The 14,991-nt window shown below is 64.0% G+C and carries 16 protein-coding genes; 5 read left to right on the top strand and 11 right to left on the bottom strand.

Annotated elements, in window-relative coordinates; genetic code table 11:
- Nucleotides 1-112: 112 nt before the first annotated feature.
- Nucleotides 113-1,432, bottom strand: coding sequence for an Nramp family divalent metal transporter (locus tag ACSSVC_RS15465; protein WP_446440610.1), 1,320 nt, complete (start codon nucleotides 1,430-1,432; stop codon nucleotides 113-115).
- A 157-nt stretch (nucleotides 1,433-1,589) separates the two neighbouring features.
- On the opposite strand from ACSSVC_RS15465, the gene ACSSVC_RS15460 reads away from it, so the two are divergent.
- Nucleotides 1,590-2,051 carry a thiol-disulfide oxidoreductase DCC family protein gene (locus tag ACSSVC_RS15460; RefSeq protein WP_346636413.1) on the top strand — a complete coding sequence of 154 codons (462 nt, stop codon included), beginning with the start codon at nucleotides 1,590-1,592 and terminating at the stop codon, nucleotides 2,049-2,051.
- A gap of 19 nt (nucleotides 2,052-2,070) precedes the next feature.
- Here the strand turns inward: ACSSVC_RS15460 and ACSSVC_RS15455 are convergent, their stop codons facing one another.
- From ACSSVC_RS15455 to folE, 3 genes are read right to left on the bottom strand one after another with little or no spacing between them, the layout of a single operon-like run.
- Nucleotides 2,071-2,598 (bottom strand): DUF3833 domain-containing protein, encoded by a 528-nt coding sequence (locus ACSSVC_RS15455; protein WP_492612489.1) that lies wholly within the window; start codon nucleotides 2,596-2,598, stop codon nucleotides 2,071-2,073.
- 24 nt (nucleotides 2,599-2,622) lie between these two features.
- Nucleotides 2,623-3,150: a chalcone isomerase family protein gene (locus tag ACSSVC_RS15450; protein WP_346636411.1), complete on the bottom strand. Its 528-nt coding sequence runs from the start codon at nucleotides 3,148-3,150 to the stop codon at nucleotides 2,623-2,625.
- A complete protein-coding gene (gene folE, locus ACSSVC_RS15445; protein WP_404939218.1) occupies nucleotides 3,151-3,711 on the bottom strand; it encodes a GTP cyclohydrolase I FolE in 561 nt (186 codons plus the stop codon). It lies immediately after the preceding gene.
- 433 nt (nucleotides 3,712-4,144) lie between these two features.
- Between folE and ACSSVC_RS15440 the strand changes: the two genes are divergently transcribed.
- Nucleotides 4,145-4,909, top strand: a complete 765-nt coding sequence (locus ACSSVC_RS15440) for a hypothetical protein (RefSeq protein WP_346636409.1) — start codon at nucleotides 4,145-4,147, stop codon at nucleotides 4,907-4,909.
- Between the two features lie 190 nt (nucleotides 4,910-5,099).
- Nucleotides 5,100-5,678, top strand: coding sequence for a DcrB/PsbP domain-containing protein (locus ACSSVC_RS15435; RefSeq protein ID WP_346636408.1), 579 nt, complete (start codon nucleotides 5,100-5,102; stop codon nucleotides 5,676-5,678).
- A gap of 13 nt (nucleotides 5,679-5,691) precedes the next feature.
- Here the strand turns inward: ACSSVC_RS15435 and ACSSVC_RS15430 are convergent, their stop codons facing one another.
- From ACSSVC_RS15430 to ACSSVC_RS15410, 5 genes are all read right to left on the bottom strand, one after another.
- Complete coding sequence (locus tag ACSSVC_RS15430; RefSeq protein WP_492612488.1) at nucleotides 5,692-6,405, bottom strand: alpha/beta hydrolase; 714 nt, start codon at nucleotides 6,403-6,405, stop codon at nucleotides 5,692-5,694.
- Entirely contained in the window at nucleotides 6,402-6,866 is a 465-nt protein-coding gene (locus ACSSVC_RS15425) for a hypothetical protein (RefSeq protein WP_346636406.1), read from the bottom strand. Before ACSSVC_RS15425 ends, ACSSVC_RS15430 begins: the two co-directional genes overlap by 4 nt.
- A 121-nt stretch (nucleotides 6,867-6,987) precedes the next feature.
- Nucleotides 6,988-8,100, bottom strand: coding sequence for a succinylglutamate desuccinylase/aspartoacylase family protein (locus ACSSVC_RS15420; RefSeq protein WP_404939214.1), 1,113 nt, complete (start codon nucleotides 8,098-8,100; stop codon nucleotides 6,988-6,990).
- Between the two features lie 114 nt (nucleotides 8,101-8,214).
- The gene (locus ACSSVC_RS15415) at nucleotides 8,215-8,994 is read right to left on the bottom strand and encodes an ABC transporter substrate-binding protein (protein WP_346636404.1); all 780 of its coding nucleotides are present in this window, start codon (nucleotides 8,992-8,994) and stop codon (nucleotides 8,215-8,217) included.
- Nucleotides 8,995-9,268: 274 nt separating this feature from the next.
- Nucleotides 9,269-9,703 carry a rhodanese-like domain-containing protein gene (locus ACSSVC_RS15410; RefSeq protein ID WP_346636403.1) on the bottom strand — a complete coding sequence of 145 codons (435 nt, stop codon included), beginning with the start codon at nucleotides 9,701-9,703 and terminating at the stop codon, nucleotides 9,269-9,271.
- Nucleotides 9,704-9,806: 103 nt separating this feature from the next.
- Between ACSSVC_RS15410 and ftrA the strand changes: the two genes are divergently transcribed.
- Nucleotides 9,807-10,775 carry a transcriptional regulator FtrA gene (gene ftrA, locus ACSSVC_RS15405; RefSeq protein WP_346636402.1) on the top strand — a complete coding sequence of 323 codons (969 nt, stop codon included), beginning with the start codon at nucleotides 9,807-9,809 and terminating at the stop codon, nucleotides 10,773-10,775.
- A gap of 152 nt (nucleotides 10,776-10,927) precedes the next feature.
- Here the strand turns inward: ftrA and cobF are convergent, their stop codons facing one another.
- Together cobF and ACSSVC_RS15395 are read right to left on the bottom strand one after the other, a co-directional pair.
- Complete coding sequence (gene cobF / locus ACSSVC_RS15400; RefSeq protein WP_404939210.1) at nucleotides 10,928-11,689, bottom strand: precorrin-6A synthase (deacetylating); 762 nt, start codon at nucleotides 11,687-11,689, stop codon at nucleotides 10,928-10,930.
- 87 nt (nucleotides 11,690-11,776) lie between these two features.
- Nucleotides 11,777-12,340 carry a histidine phosphatase family protein gene (locus tag ACSSVC_RS15395; protein ID WP_404939208.1) on the bottom strand — a complete coding sequence of 188 codons (564 nt, stop codon included), beginning with the start codon at nucleotides 12,338-12,340 and terminating at the stop codon, nucleotides 11,777-11,779.
- A gap of 214 nt (nucleotides 12,341-12,554) precedes the next feature.
- On the opposite strand from ACSSVC_RS15395, the gene ACSSVC_RS15390 reads away from it, so the two are divergent.
- Nucleotides 12,555-14,552, top strand: coding sequence for an EAL domain-containing protein (locus ACSSVC_RS15390; RefSeq protein ID WP_446440616.1), 1,998 nt, complete (start codon nucleotides 12,555-12,557; stop codon nucleotides 14,550-14,552).
- Nucleotides 14,553-14,991: the final 439 nt, after the last annotated feature.

Below are 14,991 nucleotides of genomic sequence, written 5' to 3'. Positions count from 1 at the left end.
CAAGCCGGCTCCTACAAAAAGGCCATCTGCGCCCGTAGGAGCTGGCTTGCCAGCGAAGGCGTCGGCAAGACTTGCACAAGACTCAGCAGCCCCTTCGCCGGCAAGCCGGCTGTTAGAGGAAGAGTTGGGCGATCAGCCAGGTGTTGGCTGCGCTGATGACGGCGAACAAGCTCCAGGCCAGCCATCGCGTCGGCCAGCGGTTGACGAATTCGCCCATCAGGCGCCGGTCGTTGGTCATGCGGATCAGCGGGTACAGGGCAAACGGCAGTTGCAGGCTCAGCACCACCTGGCTCAACACCAGCAGTTGGCCCACTGCGCCATCCCCCAGCAGCCAGACGCCGATAAACGCCGGAATCAGCGCCAGCCCCCGGGTGATCAGGCGCCGCTGCCAGCAGGGAATCCGCAGGTTCAGGTAACCCTCCATGATCACCTGCCCGGCAATGGTCCCGGTGAAGGTCGAGCTCTGTCCCGAGGCCAGCAGCGCCACGCCGAACAGCACGCTGGCCAGGGCTCCACCCACCAGCGGGTCCAGCAGGTGGTAGGCATCCTGGATTTCCACCACATCGCTGTGTCCGGTGTTGTGGAAGGCCGCGGCGGCAAGGATCAGGATCGCCGCGTTCACCAGCAGCGCCAGGGCCAGGGAGCCGATGGTGTCGATCCGCGCCAGCTTGATGGCATCGGCGCGGCTGGCCCGGTCCTGGCCGATCAAGCGGGTCTGCACCACCGAAGTGTGCAGGTAGAGGTTGTGGGGCATCACCGTAGCGCCAAGGATGCCGATGGCCAGGTACAGCGGCGCGGCGTCGCTGATGGCCGAAAGCGAGGGGGTGAAGCCCCGGGCCACGTCCGGCCAATAGGGTTTGATCAGCAGCAGTTCAATGAAGAAACACACGCCGATGGTCGCCACCAGCGCCAGCATGATCGCCTCCAGCCGGCGAAAGCCGCGATTCTGCAAAGCCAGGACCAACAGCGTGTCGAAGGCGGTGATGACAATCCCGGTGCTCAGGGACACCCCTAGCAACAGGTGGAACGCCAGGGCACATCCCAGCACTTCGGCAAGGTCGGTGGCGATGATCGACACCTCTGCCGCCAGCCACTGGGCCCGGGCCGAACGGGGGCTGTAGCGTTCCCGGCAGAGCTGCGCCAGATCGCGCCCGGTGGCGATACCCAGGCGTGAGCACAGGCATTGCACCGCCATGCCGGCCAGGCTCGCCAGCAACACCACGAACAGCAGGTTGTAGCCATAGCGCGACCCCGCCTCGATGGCCGTGGCCCAGTTGCCCGGGTCCATGTAACCGATGGAAATCAGCAACCCGGGACCGGCAAAACGCAACAAACGCTTGAACAGCGAGGCGCGGGGATCGACGGACACGGAGCCCGCCACTTCCGGCGGACAAAAGGGGGCGGTGGCTATGTTCGGTAGGCTGAATTTCACGGGGATTTCCACGACGAGTTGACGCAAGGGCCCAGCTTAGAGGTTTCAGCGCAGGCACCCAAGCCTGAATTTTCACCCTGAAGGCGAGTATGCTGCTGCCATTCCAGACCCTTGCGACGCCTGCTGCAGGCATCGACTTCCTGCCCAAGGTGGCCCCGTGAACAGCAGTGCGCCAGTTCCAGAACCCGACACCCAGCCCCCCTTCCTGCATCCCGGCGACCGGGTGCTGCTGTTCGACGGTGTGTGCAAGCTGTGCAATGCCTCGGTGCGTTTCGTCATCCACCACGACAGCCAGCGGCGAATCAAACTGGCGTCGATGCAATCGCCCCAGGGCCAGGCGCTGCTGAAATGGTTCGGCCAACCCACCGAGCAGTTCGACACAGTGCTACTGATCGAGGACCAGGGTCTGTCCCAACGCTCCGAGGCCTTTATCCGCCTGATGGCGCAACTGCCCGCCCCCTGGCGCTGGCTGCGCCTGCTGCGCTGGATTCCCCGGCCACTGCGGGACTGGGGCTACGACCGTATCGCCGGCAACCGCTACCGCTGGTTCGGTCGGCACGACGTCTGCCTGCTGCCCAGCCCCGACCATCGCGGGCGCTTTCTCGACGACCCGTCCTGACACCCCGGAGCGAGCCCCATCAGCCGGGCTGGCGCCGGAAGAACAGGGTCACCTGCCCCAGCTCGAAGCCGAACTTGGTCATGTAGGAACGATTGGCCAGGGTGTTTTCGTCCAACAGGTACATCCAGTCATCGAAGTGCACCTGATAGGTCTTGCCGTCCACCGGCAGGTTGAGCACATAACGCCAGCGCAGGGCATTGCCGGAGACTTCGCCCTGGGCCTCGCCGACCACATCGTCGGCAGTGCCACGCCACAGACCGGGGCCCGTCGGGACCAGGGTCCAGACCCGGGTCTGGCGGCTGCCGTCGCTGTAGGTAAAGTCCTCGTGCATGATGAACTTCTCGCCTTCGCTGCGGCTGTCGATCTGCACATGAAAGCGCTTGATCACCTCGCCGGAGCGCTTCTGGAACAGGCCCCAGGCCTCCACCCGGCCACTGAAGAACTGCCGCAGCTCCAGCTCGGGCTTCTGGTCACGGTACTGCTTGACGTCGGTGTCGCTGCAAGCGACCAGGCCGAGGCACAGCACCAGCAAGTATTTCTTGAACATGGAACATCTCCTTTGCTGCGCCCGCTATCGGCCCAGCAGTTGTGCGCGCAACTGTGGATTGCGGGTGCGCGGGTCGAGCCAGATGGCGAAGAACGCTCGGGCGAAGGCTTCGTCGTCGACCGTGTACTGCAAGCGCTGGTCGACAAAGAACTGCACCCCGCGACCGGGCAGGAACACCCCGGTGATGCGCTGACCCGGTTCGACATCGACGAAGGCGCGCTGCATCTGCGCCTGCCAATCCTTGAGTTGCGCCGCACTGACCGCCGTGCCGGACAAGCGCTGGATCTCATCCAGACTGGTCTGCACCAGCTCGTCACGCCGGATCGTGCGCCGGTAGGTCAGCTCCAGGGCAAAGGGGCTGTCGTCCGCCAATGGCAACGCCGTGCCCCAGAGCCGCGCGCTGTAGACCTTGAAGCCGAACCAGCTGAACTCACCGCTGCCCAGCAGTCGGGCATTGGGCAACGACGCTTGCCAGCCGGCATTGGCCGTGGCGCAGAGCAGCATCAGCAGCCACAACCACCGGGCCGCGCCCACTCGCCGGATGCGCTTCATTCAAGGCTGCCTGCGCAACAGTTGGAGAAACTCCTGGCGGGTGCTGCTGGACTCGCGAAAGGCCCCCAGCATCACCGAGGTGTTCATCAGCGAATTCTGCTTCTCGACCCCGCGCATCATCATGCACATGTGCCGCGCTTCGATGACCACCGCCACCCCGGCAGCCCGGGTCACTTCCTGGATCGCCTCGGCAATCTGCCGGGTCAGGTTTTCCTGGATCTGCAGGCGTCGCGCATACATGTCGACGATCCGCGCCACCTTGGACAGGCCCAGTACCTGGCCGGTGGGGATGTAAGCCACATGGGCCTGACCGATGAAGGGCAGCAAATGGTGCTCGCACAGGGAATACAACTCGATGTTCTGGACCATCACCATCTCGTCGCTGGTGGAGCTGAACAACGCACCGTTGACCAACGCTTCGAGGCTGGTTTCGTAACCATGGCACAGATAACGCAAGGCCTTTGACGCTCGCTGCGGGGTGTCCCGCAAGCCTTCGCGGGACGGATCTTCACCCAGCCCCTGGAGAATGCCGTGAAAATGTTCGGAGAGTGGATCGTACATGGCGCACAGATTCCGCAAGGTTGATGAAGCGGGCATTTCCTTGCACGCACCAAGGAAAAAAGGGTCCCGAGGTGGCCAACCACACAACTGACCCAGCCCCGATTCCACCAGGGCTTGACCTCGGGAACCCAAAAGCGCGGGGAGTGAAAGCCTGAGCCGCAAAAACTGGCAGTTATCACCTCATCCCACACTGAAAAACCTATACGAGAATTTAATTTTTGTACAACTTTTATCGATAAAAACCCGATAAAACTCACTAATACTTGTACAAAAAGCTCAAAACCCGATTCATCCTCAATGTTTCGTACAAGAAAATCCGGCACTGTCCTACCCTCTCCGGCGCTTGGCTATTTGCCAGGTACAGGTATCAGATACGCACCAAATGCCGGGTTGGATGCTAGGGTGGCGCACCGTTCATCCACCGAGTCCTCCCATGCTGCTGTTGAAACTGCTGACAGTTCCCGGATTCCTGCTGTTGATTTCCCTGGCGAGCAAGCGCTGGGGGCCGAATGTTGCCGGCTGGCTCGCGGGTTTTCCGGTAGTGGTGGGGCCGATCCTGCTGTTTCTGGCCCTGGAGCAAGGCCCGGTGTTCGCCACCCACGCCGCAGTGGCGGCCCTCTCGGCATTGTTCGCCATGATCGCTTTCAGCGTTGCCTACACCCATGCCGCGCAGACCCTGGCCTGGCCCGGGGCCCTGAGCATCGCCACCCTGGTCTGGGTGCTGCTGGCCAGCGTGATCGCCCAGGTCCCGGCCTCCCTGGGGTTCTCGATTTTCTGTGCCGCCAGCGCCCTGTTACTGGCGCCCCGGGTATTCCCCCGGGTCAGGACTGTGCCCGCCCTGCCCGGCACCCAGTCCGACAAACTGGTGTATCGCATGCTCGCCGGGGCCCTGTTGACCCTGGCCGTCACCTTACTGGCCAGCACCGTCGGCGAACGCTGGAGCGGCATGCTGGCGGTCTTCCCGGTGTTGGGCAGCGTATTGGCGGTGTTCTCCCATCAGAGCCATGGGGTGGCCTTCACCACCGTGCTGCTGCGTGCCTTGAGCACCGGCCTGTACTCCTTCGCCGCGTTCTGCCTGGTGCTGGCCACAGCCCTGCCCTCGCTGGGGCTGTGGGCCTTCGTGCTGGGGGTGGCGGTATCAATGCTGGTGCTGGCCCTGAGCAAACGATTGTTGAGCACTCCCCGCGCCGCCACGTAGGCACCGGCTTGCCGGCCAAAGCCCTTTCGCGGACTTCTGCGCCGGCCAGCGCAATGCCGCCCACCGCTCCAGCACAAGCCGCGCCGGCACGCATTCCCGGCCATTGGTCCGTCGGGAAAAATCCCTCTGGAGCAGGCCGTGACGGCCGTGGGATGATGCGCGCCTTCGATCCAATGCCTGGAGATTGTGCATGTCATCCTTCGCTAGAAAAGCCCTGATCCTGGTGTTCGCCGCAGTGGCGGGCCTCGGTGCGCTGAACGCGGTTGCCGCCGGCCAGTCCTCGGCCAAACCGGCGCCGGGGGAGAAGGTCTCGATGCTCGACGGCAAGCTGGCCTTTACCCTGCCCAAGGGCTTCAGCGCCTCGGCCCTGCCGGCCGGCAGCGAGGCCGACGGCACCGCGGGCGCCAGCGGCACCCTGTACTCCAACGCCACCACTCGCACCGTGGTGATCGCCGCCCAGAACACCATTCCCAACGGTGCTCGGGTCAAGGACAACGACGGCGCCTTTCTCGATGCCGCCGTCAGCGGATTCCTGTCGCAACAGGCCGCAGCGCTGCCGGACTTCAGCAAGCAAAGTGAAAAGAGCATGACCCTCAAGGGGCTCGGCGTGCGCCAGATCGACAGTACCGCCACCCAGGGCGGTGGCCTGACCCTGAACTCGACCCTGATCGCCGGCTCCGGCACCCGCATGGCGGTGATCCAGGTGATTTCCCGGGGGACGGACAAGGCCGGTCACGCAGCGTTGATGAAACAGATCCTGCCTCAGTAACCTGGCCCCCGGCTCAGGGGTTGAGCCCCTGCAGCCAGCGGTTGAGGTCTTCAATCTCCACTTCGCTGATGCTGTGGCCCATGCCCGGGTAGGCATGGAACTGCGGCGTCAGGGACTGCTCCTGCAGCAAGTCGTTGGCCTCGACCCCATCGCTGTAGGGCAGGCGCTGGTCAGCGGTGCCATGACCGATAAAGATTCCCAGGCGCTGCAAGGTCGGGTTGTTCTTCACCTGGGAGGCCAAAAGCGGCAGGATCTTCCCGCTCAAGGCGGCAATGCCCCGCACCGACTGCGGATGACGCAGGCCCACTTCATAGGCCATCACCGCACCCTGGCTGAAGCCCACCAGCACCACCTTGTCCGGCTGGGTCTGGTACTTGGCCACCGCACCGCGGACAAACTGGCCGATCAGTTCGGCGCTGCTGGAAAGCTCCTCGGTGACGCCGTCATAGGCGCCCTGCCCCTTGCGGTTGAACCACTGGTAGCTGCCCTCTTCCAGGGTCTGTGGCGCCCGGGCCGACAGGTAGGTATAGCTGGCCGGCAAACGCTCGCTGATACCGAACAGGTCGGCTTCGTTGCTGCCGTAGCCATGCAGGAAGATCACCAGCGGCTGGTTGCGGGTGTCGCTGGGAGCCTGCTCCAGATAGCGCAGCGGCAAGTCGTGCAGCGGGGTCTGGGCGTGAACCAAGGGCACGGCCAACAGCGCCAGAAGCGCCAGGTAGCGGATCATGTCCTGCTCCTTTTTTGCGAAGGGGTGACGAAAAATGCAGTGTCAGAGCCTAGCATCGCCGGGCCTGCAAGATCAGTTGCCGCGCGCTCCAGCGCCAGACCGCGCCAGGCCCAGGGCAACAGCACCACCACCGCCAGGCCAAAGCCCACCTGAGACAGGTAGAAGGTTTCCAGCCACTGGCTGTGGGCGGCCACATAGAAGCTGTTATGCAGGACATCCAGCAGGATGATGGCCAGGGTCAGGATCAGCCCCCAGCGCGCACGCACGAACAACAGCAGCGCCGCCAGAGGGTCGAACAGGGTCAGCGAGCCCCAGAAGGCGCGGCTGGCCAGGGGCGTTTCGGCGCCGTAGCCATAATCCCAGAGCAGGCCGTGATCCAGGGCCGCGCGCAGGTGATTGAAAGTCGCCGCCAGCAGGCAGAGGGCAAACAGCAGGCGGATGCACAGCGACACTCGGGACATGGACACCTCTGGCGCAGGAGCCGGCTTGCCGGCAAAGGGGGCAAAAGCAGATCGACGGCGGACGCGCCGGGGGTTTCGCTGGCAAGCCCGCTTCTTCCCCGGTCGACGTCACCTTGGCGGGTCAGTCGTTGATCAACTTGCCGCTGCGGATCGCTTCGCGTCCGGCCACCTTGGCCAGCCAGATTCCCGGCTGGGTATAGCGACCGCGATCCAGGGCAAAGAGCACGCCGCTGATGCCGGCACGCACGGTGCTGACGATGTCGTTCAAGGGGTCGACCACTTCGAACAGGGCGTCGCCGCGCTCCACCCACTCGCCGGCATCCCGCAGAAAACTGACCACGCCAGGGTGCGGGGCGAACAGGTATTGGGTGCCTTCGAAGGGCATGCCTTCACAGCACTCACCCGGCGCAGCGGGCCACTGGCCACTGATCAGGCCCTGCTCGGCCAGAAAGCCGAGGATGGCTTCACAATTGGCCCGGGCCTGCTCGACCCGGGTGTCACCCATGCTGCCCAGCTCCAGGGTGGCGGCCAGGTTGGCCGGGGGAATCGCCGCCCGGGGAAAGTCCCGGGCCAGGCGCAGCCAGGGCGAGGAGCAGGATTCGTCGAAGGAACTGCCGCCGGAATCCTCGCAGAGCAACGCCACCCCGGCCTTCAGACGTGCCGCCAGGGACTGCCACCGCGGCCAGTGCTGGGGCAAGGCATAGAGGTGGATCGCCGCCTCGAAATCGCAATGCAGGTCGAGGGTGATATCGGCGTCGCAGGCGTGGCGCAACAGCAGCCGGTGCAAGGCTTGCAGCTGCGAGTCCGGAGCCGGCAGCTGATCCAGCACCTGGAGCATGGTGTGGCGGATCAGGGCAACGTTGGCCGCTGCGTCATCCCCCAGCTGCTTGCCGATCAGGTCGCCCACCGGACCACTGAGTTCGACGAAGGCACGGTTGAAGTTCTTGCCACTGCCCAGTTCGAAACGCCCCAGGTGACTGCCCTGAACCTGCTGGTCCAGGCCGATGGGGTTGGCCACCGGCACCAGTTCGATCACGCCCTGCAAACGCCCCTGGCGCTCCAGTTCCGCCAGGCGTTGCTTCAGCTCCCAGGCCGTGCGCATGCCCGGCAGTTCATCGGCGTGCAGGCTGGCCTGGATATACACCTTGCGGCCAGCGCTGCCGAAGCGAAACACGCTGAGCTGGCGCGCCGTGCCCAGGTGGCCCCAGGGCAAGGAATGGTCGATGCGTTGCATAGTGGCTCCGGGGATCAAAAAAGGCGTGGCGCAGAATAAAACAGCGGCGCACAAAAAAGGTGGCGACCGGATCACGGGCGCCACCTTTTTTAGCCAAACTTTGCAGCCTGCGGCTTACTCGCCGTAGACATCAAAGTCGAAGTATTTGTCTTGCACTTGCTTGTACTTGCCGTTGGCGCGGATCTCGGTGATGGCGGTGTTGAATTTCTCTGCCAGCTCCTTGTCGCCCTTGCGTACGGCGATGCCGGCACCGCCACCGAAGTATTTCGGGTCGTTGTACTCGGGACCGACGAAGGCGAAGCCCTTGCCGGCGTCGGTTTTCAGGAAACCGTCGTCGAGGTTGACCGAGTCCGCCAGCAGCGCGTCGACGCGACCGGACACCATGTCCAGATTGGCCTCCTGCTGAGAGCCGTAGCGCACCAGGTCGATACCGGCCGGCACCAGCACTTCAGTGGCGAAGCGGTCGTGGGTACTGGCGCGCAGCACACCGACTTTCTTGCCCTTGAGCTCGGTCAGCGGGTCCTTGATGGCGGTGCCGGTCTTCATCACGAAGCGCGCCGGGGTGTGGTAGTACTTGATGGTGAAATCGACGTTCTTCTTGCGATCGTCGGTGATGGTCATGGACGACAGGATGGCGTCGATCTTCTTCACCTTCAGCGCTGGGATCAGGCCGTCGAATTCCTGCTCGACCCAGGTGCACTTGACCTTCATCTGCTCACACAGGGCATCGCCCAGGTCCACATCGAAACCGGTGAGCTTGCCGTCGGGAGTCTTCATCGAGAACGGTGGGTAGCCGGCTTCGATACCGATACGGATCGGCTTGGCCTCGTCGGCGGAGGCGGTGAAGGAAAACAGCGACAGTGCCAGGGCACCAAACAGCACAAACTTGTTCATTTATAACTCCAGGAGACGGAGACTTTTATTGGCTGGTTTCGATTATGGGCAAATCGAAGTGGCCAGCAGTCTAGAGCGGCTCCCGGGAAGCAAATTGTGTTTATGCGACAAATACTTATAAAAAATATGCAACCGCGACCCTCTACCTCCTCCCGCGCCCCGACGTGGTGCGTTTGTCCCTGAAAAACCCGACGTTCGCCTCAGAACGCGCCATGTTTACCGACACATCACCCGCTGGCCCCAGCCTGAGGCCGCTGCCAGCGCAGTGACCCCTTCAGCAGGCGCAGGACAGATCCGCTCCCTCGCGGCGCGCTTGCCCGGTGCTGAGCTGGAAGCCTTCATCGAGCCAGCCGGTGACACCGCCGATCATCTCCTTGACCGGGTATTCCAGGGCCGCCAGCTTGACCGCCGCCTTGTTCGCGCCATTGCAGTGAGGGCCGGCGCAATACACCACGAACAGAGTGTCACGAGGATAACCGGCCAGGTGTTCTGCAGTGAGCAAGCGCCCGGGCAGATTGATCGCCCCGGGGACATGGCCACGGGCAAAGGCTTCGGGGCCACGCACATCCACCAGGACAAAATCCACTTCCCCGGCCTCCTGGCTGCTGTAGACGTCGGAACAGTCGGTTTCAAAGGTCAGGCGGTTGCAAAAATGCATCAGGGCAATGGCCGAAGGGGCGGCGGCAGTGCTGCGGACCAGGCTGGTCATGGGCGTCTCCAGAAACTCGCGATTAAGGTGAGAAGGACTTTATAGGCCCTGCCCTACCGCGCTAAAGTGGCGCTCCGGACACCGACTGGTAACTTTCCGCCAAATGCACAATCCCCCCGGTTTGGTCGCGATCCTGGCCTACGACGGCCTTTGCACCTTCGAATTCGGCATTGCCGTGGAAATCTTCGGCCTGGCCCGGCCGGAGTTCGATTTTCCCTGGTATGAGCACTGCATCGTCGCCGTAGACCCGGGGCCGATGCGCGCAGCGGGCGGTATCCGGATACTGGCCGATGGCGGCCTGGAACGGCTGGAACAGGCCCGGACCATCATCATTCCCGGCTGGCGCAACCGCGACGAGGCGCCGCCGCCCGAGCTGCTGCAAGCCCTGCGCCGGGCCTACCATCGCGGCGCGCGGCTGCTGTCGATCTGCTCGGGGGTGTTCGCTCTGGCGGCCAGCGGCCTGCTCAACGGCCTGGGCGCCACCACTCACTGGCGCTACACCCAAGAGCTGGCCGAGCGCTTCCCGGACATCTCGGTGGACCCGGACGTGCTCTATGTGGACGCCGGCCAACTGATCACCTCTGCCGGCAGCGCCGCCGGCATCGATGCCTGCCTGCACCTGGTGGCCCGGGACTTCGGCACCCAGGTGGCCAACAGCGTGGCCCGGCGCCTGGTGATGTCGCCCCAACGTACCGGCGGCCAGGCCCAGTTCATTCCAGCCCCGGTCAGCCGCACCCCGCGCAGCGACCTGTCACGGGTCATGCAATGGGCTCGGCAACGCCTGCATGAACCGCTGGCGGTGAGCGACCTGGCGGCCCGGGCGCTGATGAGCGAACGCACCTTCTTGCGACGTTTCAACGACGCCACCGGCGCCTCGCCCAAGGCCTGGCTGCAGCATGAGCGAATGGCCCGGGCCCGGGAGCTGCTGGAAAGCAGCAGCGAAACCACGGAAAGCATCGCCCTGCGTTGCGGTTATCGCTCGGTGGAAAGTTTTCGCGTGGCCTTTCGCAGCCTGGTGGGCCTGCCGCCCTCGGCCTACCGCGAACGCTTCGGCGAAAAATCCCCCCCGTAGGAGCCGGCTTGCCGGCGAAGAACACGACGTTCATCCGGTGGTGTCCATCCCGGCCTCTTCGCGGGCAAGCCCGCTCCTACGGGAAAAGAGGGAGACCCCGCTGCCGGCGAAGAACACCACGCTTATCCGCCGGCGTCCAACCCGGCCGGCGCCTAAGGCTCCGGTTTGCGCAGAAGGTAGGTGTCCATGATCCAGCCATGTGCCTCGCGCGCTTGGCGACGAACCCGCTGGATGTCGTCGGCAACCTCGTCGAGGCGTCCGGAAATGAGGATCTCGTCCGCCGTGCCCAGGTAGGCGCCCCAGTAGATGTCCAGGTCCTGATGGCGCAGCTGGCGGTAGGAATCCTCGGCGTCGAGCATCACCACCCGGCTGTCGGCATCACCGGACTGCCCCGCCGCCAGGCGCCGCCCGGTGGTGATTTCCACTGAGCGGCCAATACGGTTCAACGCCACCTTGTGCTGCGCCGCCAAGGCCTGGACGCTGGTGATGCCGGGGATCACCTGATACTCGAACTGCGCCGCACCACTGGCCAGGATCTGCTGCAGGATGCGCAGGGTACTGTCGTACAGCGCCGGGTCGCCCCAGACCAGGAAGGCGCCGGTCTCGTCCTGCGCCAGTTCCTCATTGATCAGGCGCTCGAAGATCTGCTGCTTGTCCTGGTTCAGGGCCTGGACGCTGGCCTGGTAGTCCACATCGCCGCGCTGGCGTTCCGGGGTCTGGGCTTCGACGAAGCGATAAGGACGCTCGGTGAGGTAGCGCTGGCACAGCTCGCGCCGCAGATCGATCAGCGAATCCTTGCTTGGCCCCTTGTCCATCAGGAACACCACGTCACTGCGGTTCAGCGCCTTGATCGCCTGGATGGTGATGAAGTCGGGGTTGCCGGCACCGATGCCGATGACCAGGAGGGTTTTCATGGGGTTCAGGTTCTCGCTGCTGGGCCAAGGGGCAAGTATGGGCGGCTTTGGCGCCCGGAGAAATGCCCCAACACCCGACACTGCTCCTCAATCGCGGCCATCCAGGCGCAGGCGCCAACGATCGGCATGGCTGAGGTCGATCCGTGACAGGGGCTCGATATCCATCAGGTTGAAACTGGCCAGGGGCGCCTGCAGCAATTGCAGCAGCACGGCACGCATGACAAAGGGATGGGTCACCGCCAACCAGTGCCCGGGACGCTGGGCCATCAGCTCCAGCCACTGCGCCACCCGCTGGCACAACTCGGCGACCGACTCGCCTCCCGGCGGGGCGCTGTGGGGGTCCTCCAGCCAGGCCTGCAAGGCTTGCGGCTGCTGCCGTTGCAGATCGCCGATAGCCATCCCCTGCCAGGCACCGAAGCCACAGTCGCGCAAGGCTTCCTGCACTTGCGGCGCCGCGCTGAACAGCGCCGCCGTCTGACAGGTTCGCCGCTCCGGCCCGCAGAGCACCTGCAGCTTGTGCCTGAACGGCTGCGCCCGGCTCAGGGCCTGGGCCTGCCAATCCATCTCCACGGCTTCGTCCAGGGGAAAACGCCCGAGCTTCTGGGCGGCGGTACGGGCGTGGCAGATCAGGGTCAAACGGGTGGCCGGCAAGGGGCTATCTCGACAAAGGACAATCAGGGCTGAGGCAGGGTTTTTAGCACGGCGACCGGGCAGATTCCCAGCAGAAAGCTGGTGGAAAATTCTTCATAAACTCAAGAAAAGCCTGACCACCAAACAGGAAACAGCCTATAGGCAGCCCAAGCAGGACGCCTTTATCCTCCGCGACCTTCCCACGCTTCGACTCGAATTCAGGTACCTCGACACCATGCACAGCGGTATTTGGGAGCTCTTGTCTCTCGACCTTGCTCTCAACGCCTCGCTCCTGCCCATCATCCTGCTGCAATACGTTGCCCTGGTGGGGATCTTCAGCATCCTGCTGATGCTGCGTCAGGACGCCCAGCGCCTGATCAAGTCGAAAAAGATCCTGCTGGGTTTGATTCTGGGCACCAGCAACGCCGCTTTGATCGCCCTCGCCTCCGGGTTCATGCAGGCCCCGGTGAAGATTTTCCTGAGCAACGACATGCTGTTTCTCGCCGGATTGCTGGGGGGCTGGTGGGGCGGTATGACCTGCCTGACCCTGGTGGCGCTGGCTCGCTACTGCATTGCCGGCGCCGAGCAGTTCGAAGAGGCGCTGTTCAGTTTTGGCCTGGTGACCCTGGGGGGCATGCTGCTCCATCGCTGGTTCGAGACCCGCGACCTGTGCGCCCTGAGCCTGAAGGAAGTGCTACTGGTGATTCTGGTACGAGTCGGCGCCGCCATCGTCCCGATGCAGATCATCGACTGGATGGGCACAATCAGCTCCAGCATCACCGCGCAACTGCTGTCCTTGCGACTGAGCTCGACCCTGCTCTCTCTGCCCATGATCATCCTGATACTTGCCATGCTGCGCCGCGAAGCACGCTACCAGCAGGCCCAGCACAGCCTGCTGCAACAGGCCCTGACCGATCCGACCACCCAACTGCCCAATCGACGCGCCCTGCGCAACCACCTCGACCAACTGCTGGAACAAAGCGAAGAGCAGCGCGCGCCCCACACCCTGATCGTGATCAACATCAGCAACCTCAAGGACCTGGTCGCCATCCACGGCCATGACTGGACCGACCAGTTGCTGATCTCCCTGGCGCAAGAGTTCAGCAGCGGGGCGTCCAGCCATGCCCTGCAAGCCAGTGCCGCCCCCCGCACCTTCATGTTCTCGGACCTGAACCTGGCACTGATCGTGCCGCACCGTTCCATCCAGCAGGTCGAAGAGTCGGCGCTGCTCGCTACCCTGCAGATGACCTTGCAGGCCGGCTTGCCCAGTGACGGCAGCCTGGCGCCCAAGCTGCAGTTCTGCGTGATCGATGCGTGCGCCGGAGACAGCGCCAACGTCACCTTGCGCAACATCAGCCTGGCCCTGCAGGACTGCAGCCAGCCGGTGCGTTACCTGCACCAGTCGCTGATCGAACAGGCCCAGAGCAACGAACGCATCCGCCAGCAACTGCTGGAGTGGGTGCGATCGAACACCCCGCCGCTGTATTACCAGCCGAAGTTCTGCCTGAGCCAGCGCACGATCATCGGCGCCGAAGCCCTGCTGCGGGCCCAGGACGACCAGGGCGCAACGATTTCACCCCTGCTGATACTGGAAGTGATCCGCCACCACGACCTGCAGCAAGCCTTCGAATGGGCGACCATCGAAGCGGTGATCCGCGACGCCCGGCACTACATCGATGCCGGCCTCAAAGGGCCGCTGGCGGTGAACGTCTCCTCCTCGACCCTGAGCGATGCCAACTTTGCCGTCCTGCTGATCCAGCGCCTCAAGGAAGCCGGTCTTCCCGGTGCACGCCTGACCCTGGAACTGACCGAGAACACCCTGTTGCAAGACACTCGGCAAGTGGCGCACAACATGCTCCTGCTCAAGGATCACGGCGTGGGACTGTCCCTTGACGACTTCGGCACCGGCTACTCGGCCCTGAGCATCCTGGCCAAGTATCCCTTCAGCGAAGTGAAGATCGACCACTCGATGATTTCCCTGCTGCACTATGAGCGGATGCGCACCGCGGTCTCCATCGCCCAGGAAAGCGCCCGCCTGTACCAGGCGATACTGACGGCCGAAGGGGTCGAAACCCAGGAGCAGATCGACATTCTCCAGAAGATTGGCATCCGCTGCGCCCAGGGCTACTTCTTCTCCCCGGCGGTGCCCCTGGCCGAACTGATCGCACTGGGGAGCGTTGGGACAAAGGGAACCGCCCGGGCTCGACCGCTCGACGGCCCGGATCAAGCCTGAGCGCCTTGATCGGAGTTTTTCGCCCCCCGCCTGGGCGGAAGCCTTCGCTGGCAAGCCAGCTCCTACAGAAACGCACCCACCCTTAGCTTCAGGCCGGCCGCAAGGCCGCCGTCGCGCTCTTGATCTTGATCTGAGCGCCCCGTTAACCACGATGGCCGAACGCAGGCATTGAGCCGTGGGTAACCCGGCAGGACGCCGGGTTAGCCGCCACCCGGCCAGGGATGGCCGGTGGCGGCGGCCCACGGATCAATGCCGGAGTGAGGGCATGCCGAGCCTAGGCGAGGCACCGAGTGGAGGGGCAGAGCGTTTTGCTTACTTTTGCGCTTTTCAAAAGTGAGTCGCTGTAAGAGCGAAACCCTAAGTGGCCGTTACCGCAGGAATGGATATATACCCAAACCCGAACCCGAAGTGGCCAAACCCGCAGCACCCGATATGCCCC

Source organism: Pseudomonas sp. E1BtOHC1 (assembly GCF_058744285.1).
This window is presented reverse-complemented; position numbering and strand designations above follow the sequence as displayed.